14 protein-coding genes are annotated in these 16,304 nt (G+C 40.0%); 2 read left to right on the top strand and 12 right to left on the bottom strand.

Annotation, left to right across the window (positions count from 1 at the left end; all coding sequences use genetic code 11):
- Positions 1 to 11: 11 nt before the first annotated feature.
- From ACT53H_RS03915 to ACT53H_RS03945, 7 genes are all read right to left on the bottom strand, one after another.
- Positions 12 to 614 (bottom strand): alpha/beta fold hydrolase, encoded by a 603-nt coding sequence (locus ACT53H_RS03915; RefSeq protein ID WP_476008655.1) that lies wholly within the window; start codon positions 612 to 614, stop codon positions 12 to 14.
- A gap of 1 nt (position 615) precedes the next feature.
- Complete coding sequence (locus ACT53H_RS03920; RefSeq protein ID WP_476008656.1) at positions 616 to 1,539, bottom strand: ADP-ribosylglycohydrolase family protein; 924 nt, start codon at positions 1,537 to 1,539, stop codon at positions 616 to 618.
- Positions 1,540 to 1,618: 79 nt separating this feature from the next.
- Positions 1,619 to 2,464: a diaminopimelate epimerase gene (gene dapF, locus ACT53H_RS03925; RefSeq protein WP_005307649.1), complete on the bottom strand. Its 846-nt coding sequence runs from the start codon at positions 2,462 to 2,464 to the stop codon at positions 1,619 to 1,621.
- Between the two features lie 5 nt (positions 2,465 to 2,469).
- A complete protein-coding gene (lysA, locus tag ACT53H_RS03930) occupies positions 2,470 to 3,720 on the bottom strand; it encodes a diaminopimelate decarboxylase (protein ID WP_151964215.1) in 1,251 nt (416 codons plus the stop codon).
- Between the two features lie 22 nt (positions 3,721 to 3,742).
- Complete coding sequence (gene lptM, locus ACT53H_RS03935; RefSeq protein ID WP_004790575.1) at positions 3,743 to 3,964, bottom strand: LPS translocon maturation chaperone LptM; 222 nt, start codon at positions 3,962 to 3,964, stop codon at positions 3,743 to 3,745.
- Positions 3,965 to 4,104: 140 nt separating this feature from the next.
- Positions 4,105 to 5,511: an amino acid permease gene (locus tag ACT53H_RS03940; protein ID WP_174731640.1), complete on the bottom strand. Its 1,407-nt coding sequence runs from the start codon at positions 5,509 to 5,511 to the stop codon at positions 4,105 to 4,107.
- Between the two features lie 315 nt (positions 5,512 to 5,826).
- On the bottom strand, positions 5,827 to 7,320 hold the full coding sequence (locus ACT53H_RS03945) for an alanine/glycine:cation symporter family protein (protein WP_476008657.1): 1,494 nt from the start codon (positions 7,318 to 7,320) through the stop codon (positions 5,827 to 5,829).
- 342 nt (positions 7,321 to 7,662) lie between these two features.
- Between ACT53H_RS03945 and radA the strand changes: the two genes are divergently transcribed.
- Entirely contained in the window at positions 7,663 to 9,051 is a 1,389-nt protein-coding gene (gene radA, locus ACT53H_RS03950; RefSeq protein WP_004790569.1) for a DNA repair protein RadA, read from the top strand.
- A gap of 82 nt (positions 9,052 to 9,133) precedes the next feature.
- Positions 9,134 to 10,126, top strand: coding sequence for a Tim44 domain-containing protein (locus tag ACT53H_RS03955; RefSeq protein ID WP_013197042.1), 993 nt, complete (start codon positions 9,134 to 9,136; stop codon positions 10,124 to 10,126).
- Positions 10,127 to 10,184: 58 nt separating this feature from the next.
- Here the strand turns inward: ACT53H_RS03955 and epmA are convergent, their stop codons facing one another.
- The 5 genes from epmA to ACT53H_RS03980 all read right to left on the bottom strand — a co-directional run bounded on the left by epmA (position 10,185) and on the right by ACT53H_RS03980 (position 16,145).
- The gene (gene epmA, locus ACT53H_RS03960; protein WP_005307666.1) at positions 10,185 to 11,159 is read right to left on the bottom strand and encodes an EF-P lysine aminoacylase EpmA; all 975 of its coding nucleotides are present in this window, start codon (positions 11,157 to 11,159) and stop codon (positions 10,185 to 10,187) included.
- Positions 11,156 to 12,223 carry a 4-phosphoerythronate dehydrogenase gene (locus tag ACT53H_RS03965; protein ID WP_476008658.1) on the bottom strand — a complete coding sequence of 356 codons (1,068 nt, stop codon included), beginning with the start codon at positions 12,221 to 12,223 and terminating at the stop codon, positions 11,156 to 11,158. Before ACT53H_RS03965 ends, epmA begins: the two co-directional genes overlap by 4 nt.
- A gap of 106 nt (positions 12,224 to 12,329) precedes the next feature.
- Positions 12,330 to 12,722 carry a YkvA family protein gene (locus tag ACT53H_RS03970; protein ID WP_049837281.1) on the bottom strand — a complete coding sequence of 131 codons (393 nt, stop codon included), beginning with the start codon at positions 12,720 to 12,722 and terminating at the stop codon, positions 12,330 to 12,332.
- Between the two features lie 150 nt (positions 12,723 to 12,872).
- The gene (gene fdhD / locus ACT53H_RS03975; protein WP_476008659.1) at positions 12,873 to 13,658 is read right to left on the bottom strand and encodes a formate dehydrogenase accessory sulfurtransferase FdhD; all 786 of its coding nucleotides are present in this window, start codon (positions 13,656 to 13,658) and stop codon (positions 12,873 to 12,875) included.
- A gap of 78 nt (positions 13,659 to 13,736) precedes the next feature.
- Positions 13,737 to 16,145 (bottom strand): FdhF/YdeP family oxidoreductase, encoded by a 2,409-nt coding sequence (locus ACT53H_RS03980; RefSeq protein WP_476008660.1) that lies wholly within the window; start codon positions 16,143 to 16,145, stop codon positions 13,737 to 13,739.
- Between the last annotated feature and the right edge of the window lie 159 nt (positions 16,146 to 16,304).

Here is a 16,304-nt window from a genome sequence, read left to right on the forward strand (position 1 = left end):
GACTTTAAAACCTACTTTAGTTTTTCTAAGTAGGTTTTTATTTGAACTGAAACTTCATCGGCATGTTTTTCTGCCAATTGATGGTCCCCACCTTTCACAACATATAACGTCGAATTCTCAAACTTTTGATTTAAATATTGTCCCACCTGAACGGGACTCACTGGATCGTTATCGCCCCAGATTAATAAAGTTTCAATGTTTATATCTGATAAAAACTCTTCATAGTTGGCATTAGTAGTAACAAACCAATCTGGATATTTTAAAAATGCTTGGCGATATGCTTCTCGCCAGTCTTGTACATTAAATCTTTCAAGGTTAATTCCACCAGAAGTTGCAATCAAAACTAGCCCTTTCACCAGCTGAGTTTTTTGCAACGCTGCCGCAACAGCAAAAATGCCCCCCATAGATTGCGCAACAATTACAGATTCTTCATTAATCCGATTGACTACGTAGTTTGTTAGGTCTTCAAAACTTTTGACTTCAAAGGATTCAGGTATATCTCCAAAACCAGGGTAACCAATAATTTGTGTCTGGTAATGCGGAGGTAATTTTTCAATTAATGGATGCCAAAATGTTGTACTACCTGATGCACCGGGTAAGAAAATTAAATTCATGTCATGCTTCTTCTAATCGTGTTAATAGCGGCTCTAGCAATTCTTTTCCTCTTAACTGCTGTAACCATATTTGTGGAATCCCTTCATATCCAAACACAATTCCGGCCAGTCCTCCTGCAACACAAGCGGTTGTATCAGTATCTTGTCCTAAGGAAATAGCCGTTTTAATGACATCCTCATAATTACCTTGTTGCAGAGCAAAACGAGCTGAATGTAAACAATCCACTACATAGCCACTGCCCGATACTTCTTTCTCATGTGCTGAATCAATAATATGATTAAGTTCTTGTTGTTCATTAACACTATTTTTATAAAGTTGCATCAGTATAGAAATACTAGATTTCCAAGCATCATTAACTGGTTGTCCTTTCAATAAATATTTTGCCCATAAGCAATATAAAGCACAGCAAATTTTTGATCGAAGATGAGCATGGGTCAAATGAGACTGCTGATAGGCTAACTCAACTAATTGCTGATCAGATCCTCTATGCCATAATGCTAAAGGTAATGTGCGCATCAACGCTCCATTACCATTCGAATGTTCATCTGCATTAGCCATCTCTTCTACAGATACCCCAGCTTCATAACGTTGTAACGCCTGAGCAGTTTGTACTCCAATATCAAACACTTGATAATCAACCGCCATATAACCATAACGGTACCAATTGCGAAGACGGTTAGCAAAATCGATACTATCGAGTTTCTGACAATGCAATAGTGATGCTAATAAGCATAGAGCCTGAGCTCCATCATCTGACCATGTTCCAATTGGGATATCTGGATAAGTTCGCCTAAAATCTTTAGGTGGAATCATATCAATATGTGAGTAAGGTGGAAGCTGCAAAGCTGAATGAAATTCATATGGTACACCGACAGCATCACCAATCAGCAAACCATAAATTGCTCCTCTAATTCTATTTTGCATTTTTCTCTCAATATTTATTCTTGTAAAAATAAAGGGGAAAGGCCTTATTTTAAGGCCTTTCCCCTAAGACAAATCTTACTTAACCTTGGAAATAACGTAAATCCAAACGCCCATCATATACATGAGTTGTTGGACCCGTCATCCAGACCACATCACCTTCTTGCCATTCGATTTGTAGCTTACCGCCAGCAAGTTCAACTTCCACTGAGTTACCCAATAAGCCACGGCGCATACCACTTACCGCCGCCGCACAAGCTCCTGTGCCACATGCAAGTGTTTCACCTACACCACGTTCAAATACACGTAAACGTACATGCTTTTCATCAATGATTTGCATAAAGCCAGCATTCACACGTTCAGGGAAACGTTTATGTGATTCAACTTGTGGGCCAATGCCAGCAACATCTGCAGTTAATACATCTGGAACAATAGTGACAGCATGAGGATTGCCCATATTGACCACATCAATACTAATGTTTTGGTCATTGGCTAACTCAAGTGTATATAAAGCTTCAGGTTGTTCAGCAATGAATGGAATTTCATTCGGCAAGAATTTCGGGTAGCCCATATTCACGCGAACCCAACCATTTTGCCCCAGTTCAGGTTTAACAATCCCTGCTTTGGTTTGAACAGTAATACTAGTTTTCGTGGTTAAATGACGCTCATGTACAAAGCGAGCAAAACAGCGCACACCGTTACCACATTGTTCAACTTCAGAACCATCAGCATTAAAAATACGGTATTTAAAATCTGCTTCCGGCAAATCAGGTGGTTCAACAATTAAAAGTTGATCAAAACCAATACCGAAATGGCGGTCGGCTAAGCGTTGGATTGTTTCTGTATCCAAATAGGCACGTTGGCTGATTAGATCAACCACCATAAAGTCATTGCCTAGACCATGCATTTTAGTAAATTCTAATAACATTTCATTTACTCCTCAGGCAATAAACTTTCTTTTTCCCAAAGGGATTCAACTGTTTCACGTTCACGAATCAAATGGGCTTTGTCGCCAGACACCATTACTTCTGCGGCACGTCCACGAGTATTGTAATTTGAACTCATTACAAAACCATAAGCGCCAGCGCCTAGAACAGCTAACAAGTCATTTTCTTTTAACGCTAATGAGCGATCTTTACCAATGAAATCACCTGTCTCACAGATTGCACCCACGAGATCCCAAGTTTTTTCTTCAGTATCTGAACTTGGTACCACAGGTTGGATATCCATCCAAGCTTCATATAATGCAGGACGAATTAAATCATTCATTGCTGCATCAATAATGGCAAAATTACGATGGCTCGTTGGTTTGAGTAAATCCACTTTGGTTAAAAGCACACCTGCATTTGCACTAATGCTACGGCCCGGTTCCATATAAACCTTGAGACCTAGCTTTTCTAAAGCAGGTTTCATTGAATTTGCATATTCTTCAACACTTGGTGGTGTTTCATCTTTATAACAAACACCTAAACCACCACCGATATCAATATGTTTAAGATTGATACCAAGTTTTTTCAACTCTTCGATCATCACCATGACACGATCTAAAGCATCAACAAATGGTTTAGTCTCGGTTAATTGCGAACCAATGTGGCAGTCAATTCCAATGATTTCAAGGTTTGGTAAAGATGCCGCATATTGATAAGTTTCATAAACGGTATCACTTGGAATACCAAATTTATTTTCTTTAAGGCCTGTTGAAATATAAGGATGTGTTTTTGCATCTACGTCTGGATTTACACGTAAGGAAATCGGCGCTTTTTTGCCTAGACGAGCTGCAACTTTTTGAAGACGATCTAGTTCGGCATAAGACTCTACATTAAAGCAAGCAATGCCTACATTTAACGATGTTTCAATATCAGCTTCAGTTTTACCCAAGCCAGAAAAAACAACTTTAGATGCATCTCCACCCGCTTTTAAAACACGTGCAAGCTCACCACCTGATACGATATCAAAACCAGCACCAAGTTTTGCCAATACATTAAGAACAGCTAAATTTGAGTTAGACTTCACCGCAAAACAGATTTGATGATCAATAAAATCAAAAGCACGATCCATATCTAAGTAATGTTTTTCAAAAGCTGCTTTTGAATAAACATACAAAGGTGTGCCAAATTGCTGCGCAAGCTGCTCCATAGAACATTGCTCTGCGTGCAATACTCCATTAATGCGAGTGAAACTCATGAATGTGTCCTTATTTCAAAGCTTAAGGTGAAGTTGTTTGGGTTGGGGCTGATGATTCAACTGGCTGATCAGCTTGTTCATCCTGTTGCACAACTTGTTTCTGTTCTTTATTACGATAGAGCAAGTATTTCGCGCGTTTGTCATAATTCGGATCAGAAGGTAGCTGTAATGCTCCTGACTGACCGCAAGCGCTTAGTAAAATACTGCTGCTCAATAAACTGATGAGGCAAATGACACGACGCATCTGAGCACCTGATTTAAACAATTCGATGCAGTATACCGTGATCATGCAGACGGCTAAAGAGTAAACTTAAAGAGAAAAACAATATGCATAAAAAACGCCAGCTTTTCAGCCGGCGTTTGATCATAACTAAATAAATTTAATTACTTTTTATGACGCGGTTTATAGAAGAAGAAATAACCAATGATTAAGATAATAAACCAAATTGGGCTGACTTTAAGCGCTTTAAACGTATCTGGCTCTAAAGACAACACGTAAATCATACCAATAAAGAAAATAATCGTGATCCAACATGTAAATAGACCACCAGGTAATTTAAATGTTGATTTTGCATGTAGCTCAGGACGTGTAGTGTAATAACGGATATAACTCCAGATAATCAGTAACCACACGCAAATGAACAAAATCGTTGAAAGTGTTGTTGCGAGCGTAAATGCTTCAACGGTATTGGGTACGAAATACTGTAATGCTGCACCTAACAGCAAACACGCAGCAGAAAAATACAATGCATTTGCAGGTACCGCACGTCTATTCAATTTACCAAAAGCTTTGGGTCCCTGATCTTCACGCGATAAACCAAACAACATACGGCTTGTTGAAAACACGCCACTGTTCATTGATGACATTACTGAAGACAACACCACCAAGTTCATCAAGATCGCTGCAGCTGCAACACCAGCTTGACTAAACAAGTTTACAAATGGACTGATCGCCGGATCAATTTTATTCCATGGTGTTACTGACATTACAATAATTAATGCGAACACATAGAAAATAATGATACGAATTGGGATTGAGTTAATTGCTTTTGGTAAGTTACGGGCTGGATCTTTCGTTTCGGCAGCTGTTGTTCCCACAAGTTCTACACCAACGAAGGCAAAGATTGCAATCTGGAAACCAGCTAAGAAACCATGTACGCCTGTTGGGAAGAAACCACCATTCGCCCAAAGATGAGTAAATGAAGCAACTTCACCAGTACTCGAAGTAAAGCCAGTAAAAATCATCCATAGACCCACAGCAATTAAAATAATAATCGCAAGAATCTTAATGAGCGCAAACCAGAACTCTAACTCACCAAATAAACGTACTGTCAGTAGGTTCAAACCCATAATAAATACAATAGCCGCAACACTGATCATCGCCCCTTCGACAGGTGAGAAAGGCAGACCATTATTGAAGAACTGTAAGTAATAGATAATTGCAGACAGATCGGCGATACCAATCGTAATCCAACATAACCAGTAGGTCCATCCGACGAAATAACCTGCCCATGGACCGATTAAATCTGTTGTGAAGTCAATAAATGATTTATAGGCAAGATTTGAAAGAAGTAATTCGCCAAGCGCACGCATGACAAAAAACACCATCACACCAATAATCAAATAAATGAATAAGATCGACGGACCAGCGAGGCTAATTGTTTTGCCTGATCCCATAAATAATCCGGTACCAATTGCACCACCAATCGCGATCAGCTGTAAATGCCGATTGGAGAGGCTTCGATGGAGCTCACCTTGTTCATGAGGCTCGCTCAGATTTTGATTCGACATTTTATAAATACACTCCAGTAATTTTTTTAGTCCGTTAGCTAAAATCAAATCAAAAAGACGATATCGCACCATTTGCAGGTATCTTTTAAATGTATATTTTTTGACAACTTTTCAGCTAACCAATATTTGTCTGTATTGCTAATGACTTTAAGCTACATACAATTAGGGCCGATAATACGCACAAGCCTTCTGCAATACAACGGACTATCAAGTCAACTTTTGTCGCACTTGTTTAACTCCAACCTATATAAAAAGGCTACCGATGAGGTAGCCTTTTTGATGAAGAGACAAAAAATACAGTAATCTTTTAAAAATTTACTTTTGCTTATTCTTCAGTCTTTCTTCCCAGAATGTCGCATTTTTTATTCCTAATTTAACAGGATCAAATGTGAATTCTTTTACTCCAACTTTTTGCTGCTCCTCGTAATCTTTTAGTGCTTTAATCGTTGGTTTCCAAACAAAATAAGTCACTATAATGCCAACGATATTAATCCATGCCATTAAACCTACACCGATATCGCCAATTCCCCATATATAGCCAGTTGCACTTAATACCCCATAAGATACTGATAAAATAATAAAGCACTTGGTCACAAATAATAATGATGGAGATTTTGTAATATAACTTAGGTAAGTAATATTGGTTTCAGCAATATAGTAGTAAGCAACTATGGTGGTGAATGCAAAGAAGAAAACCGCTAAAGCAACAAAGATTTGACCAAAATTACCAAACATTGTGCTCACTGCCATCTGGGTAAATGCAGGAGAACCTATTTCTACAGTAGCTCCAACATGTTGCACAATGAATTGACCAGCTTCTAATGTTCCTTGCACATTATATTTGCCGGTAATTAAGATCATGAATGCTGTTGCAGAGCATACGAATAAAGTATCTACATAAACGGAGAATGCTTGTACAAAACCTTGCTGAGCAGGATGCTGAACTTCTGCAGCAGCCGCGGCATGAGGACCAGTTCCTTGTCCCGCCTCATTTGAATAAACACCACGTTTTACGCCCCAACCGATCGCAGCACCAAGGCCTGCCATAGGAGAAAAAGCATCTTCAAAAATTAATTTAATTACACCAGGTAATTCATGAATATTAGCAATAACGATAACGACAGCCATTAAAATGTAACCAGCTGCCATGAAAGGAACCACAAATTCAGCAAAACGTGCAATTCGTTTGATCCCACCAAAAATAATGATAGCAAGTAAACCAACAATGACTACAAGTGCAACAAGCTTAAATAACCCAATATCGCCAAATATAATTGCTCCTTCACCTGTAATCTGTGTAAATGCCTTACCCACAGCATTTGCTTGGATCCCTGGTAAGAACAAACCACAAGAAACAATCGCTGCTATAGCAAACACAACGCCTAACCAACGCTGACCTAAGCCTTTATCAAAATAAAAAGCAGGGCCACCACGATATTGTCCTTGATATTCAACTTTATAGATTTGCCCTAGAGTTGACTCTACATATGCAGTGCCTGCTCCTAAAAATGCAACTAACCACATCCAAAAAACAGCACCAGGTCCACCGAAACCAATTGCTGCCGCTACACCAGCAATATTACCTACACCTACTCGCCCTGATAATGAAACCGCTAAAGCCTGAAAAGATGAAATCCCTTGTTCTGAAGAAGTACCTTTTATTAAAAGTCTAGCCATTTCCTTCATTTGGCGTACTTGAACAAACCTTGTCAAAATAGAAAAAAATAAACCTGCACCTAAGCACAGATAAATAAGCCCTTTACTCCAAATTATGCTATTTACCCAATCAACAATTTCTGCTGCACTCATAGATATCAACCTTTTGTATCTTTAAGATACAATACTCATATTATTTTGTTCGTTTTTCACTTCAGCAATATCCATGCCATATCTATAATAAACAGTTAGATACATACATCAGTAAAAACACCTTCCTTGGGGATCGATTAGATTTTTATATCCATTTAAAACAAACTCTATCTGACTTGTAAAAATCCTATATCGTGTTATTTTTGACGTCTTTCCCTTACTAGTTCCTTAGAAATACCCTTCAAATTTCCTCATTATCTTTTACGAAAATTTCAGGAAACAAGAATGAAGAACTTCCTAAGAACTATATTTATATAATATCGAGCAAAATTTCAATTTTTTATGAGCAAAGTCAAAACTGTTTACCGTTGCGAGCAATGTGGTGCCGATCATCTTAAATGGGCTGGTCAATGCTCAGAATGTGGTGAATGGAATTCTCTGACTGAAGTCAAACTTGAGCCGACCACTGCTCACCGCGCACGTCCAAAAATTGGAGGCTATGCAGGTCAAGTCGCAAATATTACAACACTAAATAAAGTTTCAGTTTCGCATGAAACACGCTTACAGACAGGTATCAGCGAATTTGATCGAGTACTTGGCGGAGGCTTAGTTACGGGTTCAGTCGTACTGATTGGCGGTGACCCTGGCATTGGTAAATCAACCATTCTCTTACAAACAGCGACCCACATGGCAAGTGCAAAAAGCTCTGCACTTTATATTACGGGTGAAGAATCGTTATCTCAGGTTGCTCTTCGTGCTCAACGACTTGATTTGCCAACTGACAAATTAAAAGCCATGGCCGAAACCTGTGTTGAACGAATTTGTGAAGTTTTAGAACAAGAAAAGCCTGCGGTTGCTATTTTAGATTCGATTCAAACTCTTTACACCGAAACACTCCAATCGGCACCGGGTGGTGTTTCTCAAATTCGTGAATCTGCGGCATTACTTACACGCTATGCAAAAAATAGTGGCACGGCGCTATTTCTTGTTGGGCACGTGACCAAAGAAGGTGCACTGGCAGGTCCACGTGTTTTAGAACATATGGTGGATTGTGTACTTTACTTTGAAGGTCAATCAGACTCACGTTATCGAATGATTCGTGCTGTTAAAAACCGTTTTGGTGCAGTGAACGAACTTGGCGTATTTGCCATGACAGATAAAGGCTTGCGTGAAGTTGCCAACCCTTCTGCTATTTTCTTAAGCCGTTATGATGAAGCGATTCCTGGTTCAATTGTTATGATTAGCCGGGAAGGAACCCGCCCTCTGTTAGTTGAAGTTCAAGCCTTAGTAGATGATGCCCAAGGTCAACCACGACGTGTCGCATTGGGCCTTGAGCAAAACCGTTTAAATATGCTGCTTGCTGTAATGCATCGTCATGGTGGTGTTCAAACTACTGGACAAGACGTTTATGTGAACATTGTAGGTGGTCTAAAAATTACCGAAACAGGTTCTGACTTGGCTGTCTTATTAGCATGCGCTTCAAGTTTGCGTACTAAAGCGTTACCTCAACAGCTTGCAGTTTTTGGTGAAGTTGGTCTTTCTGGTGAAATTCGCCCAGTTCCTAACGGACAAGAGCGTTTAAAAGAAGCTGCAAAACATGGCTTTAAATATGTCATTTTACCGAGAGGTAATGCACCGCAAAAAGCAATTCCGGGAGTACAAGTCATTGCCGTTGCCCGCTTGCATGAAGCGTTGACCGAAGCGATGCAACTCAGTGATGAATTGACATAAAAAAACATACTTTTAAGGTTGAAATTTAGAGTAAATACCTGCATAAATACTATTATAAATTAACTTTAAACAGGAATTTCCTATGGAAGTACACCAGCGTGGCTTGATTACCGGTATTTTAATGGCTGCTTTAGCAATTTCTCCTCTTGCTGAAGCTAAACGTGCAGGTGGTGGTAAAAGCCACGGTATGGCACGTTCTACTACTTCAAGCCAGTCTTATCAACAACCTCGTCAAGTGACTCCTGCTCAACAACCTGCTACGGCACCTCAAAGATCAGGTCCGGGTGTTGGTTCAATGGTTGCAGCTGGTGTGGCTGGTGCTGCCGTAGGTGCTGTTGCAGCAAATGCTTTAGCTGATGACAAACCAACATCAACTGAACATCAAGCAACTCAAGCTGGAACAGAACAAGCTGCTCAAGCCCAACAAGAAGAGAAAAAAGGTGGAATTCCTAGCTGGCTTTGGGTATTACTCGCAGCAGCTTTAGCCTTTTTTGTTTTCCGCAAATTGGGCGCAAAAAAAAAATTAGCAGCTAATAATCCTTACGCACCAAATAACGACGGTCAAAACCCATTTGGTCGTTCTGCTGCACCACAAGCGACACCACGTAATGCTGGAGATAATACAAATATCTTTGGTCAATCTGTTGGTGGCGGTGCAGCAACCCAAGCTCCTTTTGGCGGTGCAACAACAAGCAATGGCAATCAACTTCCAGATGGTAGTGAACCTGCTGCTTTCTTACGTATTGCACGTCAACGTTTTAATCACATCCAATCGATGAATACTGCAAGTAATATTGAAGAAATTCGCCGTTACTTAACACCAGAACTTTATAGTTCTATGTATAACGACATCATGGAAAACCAAGATCAAGACGTTGCTGAATTTAGTAACTTAAATGCAATGGTTGTAGACAGCGCGACTGAAAATGGTCAATACGTTGTAAGCGTACGCTTCACTGGTACTGTGAGTGAAGATTTAAACAGCTTGCCACAACCATTTACTGAAATCTGGCACTTTGTTAAACCTGCTGGTTCTCAGCAAGACTGGGTTGTTGCTGGTATTCAACAAGCTTAAGCTAAATAAACCCTCAATAAAAAAGCCACAATATTGTGGCTTTTTTATTTGTCAGTTTTTAAGCAATTTCTGCTGGGAATGTTATGACTTTTTCAATTTTGACCTGATCCATTGCAACCATGAGTAAGCGGTCTATACCTAAAGCAATTCCTGAACATTCTGGCATATGAGGCAACGCTGCTAAAAGATGCTCATCTAAAGGCATCACATGAAGACCTTGCTTAGCTCGCTCTGCATTGTCTGCTTCAAAACGTGAACGTAACACCTCTGCGTCGAGCAATTCATCGTAAGCATTGGCAAGCTCTAAACCTTCAATATAAACCTCAAAACGTGCTGCGACCTCTTCCCCATCTTCATCTACTTTCACTTTTGCCAAAGACGCCATTTCTGGTGGAAAGTCAGTTAAAAAAACAGGTGCATCAAACCCTAAACTTGGTTCAACAAAATGCGAAAATAATAAATCCATGTAAGCTAAACGGTCATCGCCTAAATCAAGATTTAATCCCACACGATTTGCCGTATCTTTGAGTTGCTTCAATGTTGCTTGTAAAGGGTTAATATCTAGACGATCTTGAAAAGCATGTTTATAACTTAAAATAAATGGACGAACTTCACCAAAACGATGCTGCAAACAAGTCTGCAATAAATCGGCGGTTTCATGCATTAAAGCTTTTAAGTCTAGACCCGGACGGTACCATTCGAGCATGGTAAATTCACTATTGTGTTTACGCCCGTGTTCATCGTCTCGAAAAACCTTACAGATTTGATAAATCGGCCCACTGCCACTCGCCAACAAACGCTTCATAGCAAATTCAGGTGAAGTCTGTAAATATTGAGTCTGCAATTTGCCATTAATATGACGTAAAGTCTGAACAGACGCTAAATGCACATCGGTGACACCTGCTTGTGAAACAATCGGTGTTTCCACTTCCATGACATCACGTTCAGCAAAAAACTGACGAATCTGGTTATAAAGCTTAGCACGTGCTTTTAAGGCATCAATTGAACAAGTTGGTTGATAACTTAAGCTCATGCCTGCGGTCCTCCATGGGCTGCCCATTCACGGCGCAGCGGATAATTCTTACGTAATAAATCAAATGCTTTTTGCTCTACTTTGCCCTCTTTAATACAGGCACGAATATTGGCATCATCTTGAGCAATATCATAAATGTGAGCTAATTTTTGCTTTAACACCGCTTTTAAATCATTGCCTGAAAAATAGTCGTCACATGCAGGCAACTGCGTCTCGAAACGTTTATTTATATCAAACCCAAACTTTTGGCAGAACGCTTCATAAATCATTTGCGTACCGCGAGCCTTCCCTTCAAGGCTATAACCTGCAATATGCGGTGTTGCTAAAGCCAACATATCGATAAGCTCTTCAGATATGACAGGTTCATGCTCAAACACATCGAGCACAACTTTACGCTTTGTACGCTGAATATCTTCGATTAAAGCCGCCTCTTTCACGACTGGACCACGCGCACTATTAATTAAAATAGTGTTCGGTTGAAGTGCAGCAAACGCTTGCTCATTAAACAGATGATACGTCGCATGTTCACCATTTTTGGTAAGCGGTACATGAATTGAAATTGCATTAGCTTGTTGCAACAATGTTTGAAAGTTCACATTTTTAATTGAATCTAACTGCACAAATGGGTCAAAGCCAATCACGTTCCAGCCAAGCAACTGGGCCATATATGCCAAACGCTTACCGACGTTTCCAAGGCCAACGATGCCTAACGTAAATTTTTCTTGTTGTTCTAAAAGGTTCATATCTAAATGAAGTAAAGCAGTAATGACATATTCAGCAACTGCCTGCGCATTACAACCTGCTGCATTTGCCCATGTAATCCCTTGTTTTTCTAAAGCAGGAATATCTAAATGATCGGTTCCGATTGTGGCACTACCCACATATTTTAATGCTGTATTTTCGATTAAGCTTGCATTCACCGCAGTGACTGAGCGAACCAATAATGCTTCTGCATCTTTTACATCTGCATGTGTTAAGGTGCGTCCCGCATGGTGTTGAATATCGCCAAACTCTGAAAAAAAGTAATCGGTAAATGCCAAATTTTCATCTGCGACGATTTTCATTATCTGCAACTCAAAGCTTATAAAAACGTTATTATCCTTTGAGTTGTAGCAAAGCACAATGTTAATGCCTTTATATTCATGTTTCTATATCTTGCACATTTAAGGCTTACAAACCACCACCAAAATAGAAATAGGCCATTACTGCTAGCGTTACCCAAACTAAAATAATTAACACAGCGACCAAATAATTTTGAGGTCTTCGCTCCTGCTGTTCTAGCCATTCATCAGCTTGTTGTTCTGCATCTAAAATGACTTGCTTAGGCGTAAAACGAACAGCTAACCAAATAAGAATGGGCAAAATTAAAGCATCATCAACAAAACCTAAAATAGGAATAAAATCTGGAATTAAATCGATGGGGCTAAAAGCATAGGCAACAGCAATCACAGCCAAAATTTTAGGCAATATCGGCATTTGAGGATGCTTTGATGCAAACCAAAGCATAATAATTTGTTTTTTTAGACGTTTTGCCCAATCTTTTATGGACTGTAACCAAGCCACTGGGACACACTCTGAACTACATAAGTCTGATCATAAAGTATAAAGTTCGTGCTTAACTTAAAATTAGGCAAAATAGAAATGTATATTTCCATTGTGTTTGATCATTCTTAGCATTTGAGCTGATCTGATCAATATTTCAATGCATGACCTTTATGTGTATAAAACGAAATCATCTCCACGACAAAAGCTTGCTAAAGTTAGGCCAGAAGTTTTTGCGAGCCGAATAGCCATACTGGTTGGGGCAGAAATTGAAGCCAATAAACCAATATTAAGCTGAGCGCATTTACGAATTAATTCGTAGCTTGCACGACTGGTCATAACAACAAAACCTAAACTGGTGTCGTAGTTTTCTTGAGCTAAATAACCTAGTAGTTTGTCTAAGGCATTGTGACGGCCGACATCTTCAAACAAAGCCATGATTTTGCCTTGAACCACCCAAGCAGCGGCATGAGCGCCACCTGTTAAGGCAGTAATTTTTTGTTGATCTTTTAATTGAGAAATCGCGACTGGAATTTGTTCAAGCCACTCTTTGGAAGGTTCGATGGTAATTTTAGAAATATCGAGCTGAAGCTGCTCCAAACTTTCAATCCCACATAAACCACAGCCTGTACGACCCACCAACATACGCCGCCTTTCTTTTAACGCAGCAAATGCTCTAGATGAAATGGTCATGTTCACTTCAATTCCCAATTCACTTTCATAAATCTCAATGGCGTACAACTCTTTTAAACTTGTTAAAATTCCTTCGGACAGACTAAAACCTTTAGCGAACACTTTCACATCGGTAGGCGTTGCCATCATCACTGCATGAGAAATGCCGTTATATACCAAAGCAATCGGATGCTCTTGAACAATATTATCTAAAACACTTTCAGATTCGGTTTTTTTAAACCGCTTTACTTGTAATGTTTCAACCCCATAAGAATGTGGTGTCAAAATAATTTCCTTTATCTTGAAATGGCGCTTGTTTAGAGCGCCATTTGTTTGAATTACACTTTTAATATCGCTGTTAATTTAAAGGTTACTTACTTTCTTATCTGCATCTTCAGGGTCAACTGCCGTTGCCAAATTAAAGTGTGCAGGTGCATCACCAGCATGCAAAATCACAGGAACACTTTTTGAAGCTGGAATCTTGGCATATTTATCATGACTGCTTAACGCCACCAAAGGATTGGTCTCTGGATAGTACGCAGCTAAACTGCCACGTGGAATGTTGTACGGCACAATACGGAAACTATGCACAATACGTTTAATACCATCTGAGAAAACACTTTCAATATCAACCCACTGATTTGCTTCAAAGCCCGCTTCATCAATATCGGCTTGGTTCATAAATAACACACGGCGCTGCCCAAAGACTCCGCGGTAACGGTCATCGAGACCATATAGCGTAGTGTTGTACTGATCGTGAGAGCGAGTGGTCATTAAGGTATAAACTTTGCTATCGGTATAGGCGGCAGCATATTGATTTTCTTTATCACCATAGACTTCACTCAGTGGTGTAATCATAAACTGTGCTTTACCACTTTTTGTGTTCCAGATGTGCTGATTAGCCGGGTGCTCTAGATGGAAACCACCTGGGTTATAGACACGTAAATTAAAATCATGGAACTCATCAAAAACCTCAGCAATTGAGTCACGAATACGGTCATAACTTTCAATGTACCATTTCCATTTGATCTTACTGTCTGGCAGCACGGCTTCAGCCATTCTTGCCACGATGTCAGGTTCAGATAAAATATTTTCAGAAATTGGGGTATTACGCCCAGCCGACAAATGAATATTACTCATCGAATCTTCGACTGAAATGGCCTGTGGACCATGAAGCTGCTCATCAATTTCGGTACGGCCCAAACATGGCAAAATCAGAGCCTCTTTACCACAAACCAAATGGCTACGGTTTAACTTGGTTGCGACATGAACGGTTAAATTACACTTTCTAAGTGCTTCTTGGGTATACGGTGTATCTGGTGTCGCTACTGCAAAGTTTCCGCCTAGACCAATAAAGACTTTAACCTCGCCTTCAGCCATAGCTTTAATGGTTTCAACCACACCATGCCCATTTTTTCTAGGAGATTTAATCCCAAACACGCGGTCAATATTGTCGAGTAGTTTAGGGCTAGGCAGTTCATTAATCCCCATGGTGCGGTCGCCTTGCACGTTACTGTGCCCACGAACCGGACATAGTCCTGCACCCGGTCTGCCAATTTGACCACGCGCCAACAATAAATTTGCCAGCATATGTACGTTAGCGGTTCCGTGGCGATGTTGAGTGATGCCCATTCCCCAACAGAAAATTGAACGCTCTGATTCTAAAAAGAGTTTAGAGAGTTTTTCTAAATGTTCAGGCGACAGACCTGAGTGCTTATAAATATCTGCCCACTCAGTTCTTTCCACCTCGGCAATCATTTCATCGAAACCAACGGTATTCACCGCAATAAAGTTTCGGTCAAAAACGCTTGGTTTACCTGAGGCAAGTGCTTTTTTATCCCACTCATTTAAATGCTTTAACATCCCTAACATGAGTGCATAGTCACCACCAATTTTAGGCTGGAAATAATAACGACTAATTGGCGTACTGCCGTTGGTCATCATTTCAAGCGGTGCTTGCGGGTCTTGGAAACGCTCTAAACCCCGCTCTTTAATCGGGTTAATCGCAATAATGTTACCGCCACGTTTAGACACTTCACGTAAAGTACCTAACATACGCGGGTGATTGGTTCCGGGGTTATGCCCAAAACTAAAAATTGCGTCGGCTAAATCAAAGTCTTCTAGGGTGACTGTGCCCTTTCCTAAGCCGATCGAATCAAGTAACCCAACGCTTGTGGTTTCATGGCACATGTTCGAACAGTCTGGGAAGTTATTTGTTCCAAAGCTTCGCACAAACAATTGATATAGAAATGCTGCTTCATTACTGGCACGGCCAGAGGTATAAAACGCAGCTTGGTCTGGGTGATCTAAGGCATGTAAATGCTTAGCAATAATCTGAAATGCTTCATCCCATGAAATTGCGACATATTTATCGGTTGCAGCATCGTAGCGAACTGGGTCGGTCAAGCGACCTAAGTCTTCTAGAAAAAAGTCACTTTGTTCTGATAACCAACTAACAGTGTGACCTGCAAAATATTCAGGAGTAACGGTTTTACTGGTCGCTTCAAAAGCCACTGCCTTTGCGCCATTTTCACAGAAGTTAAATGCGTGAGCATCTTTCTTTTCTGGCCAAGCACAACCGGGACAGTCGAACCCGGTAGGCTGGTTAATGTTGAGTAAGGTAATTGAACCTTTTTTTAAAATATCTTGTCGCTTTAAGTTACGAGCGACACTAAGAAGTGCTCCCCACCCGCCCGCAGGATGAGTATAGGGTTCAATTCGTGCAAAGCCGTTATTTTCCTGAATATGCTTTTGTTCTTCTGAATTATCCACTTTTTCATCCTCTTATTACTTTTACACATTCTATAGGTGCAATAAATTCACAACTTAATTATGGTTATATCTATGCCATTTTGCTACTTATCTTAAATAAGTAAAAATCCACTTTTATCTTATTCATGATATTTAGAGGCAGCCTCAACGCTAGTTATA

This window comes from Acinetobacter sp. DMC2 (assembly GCF_056314305.1).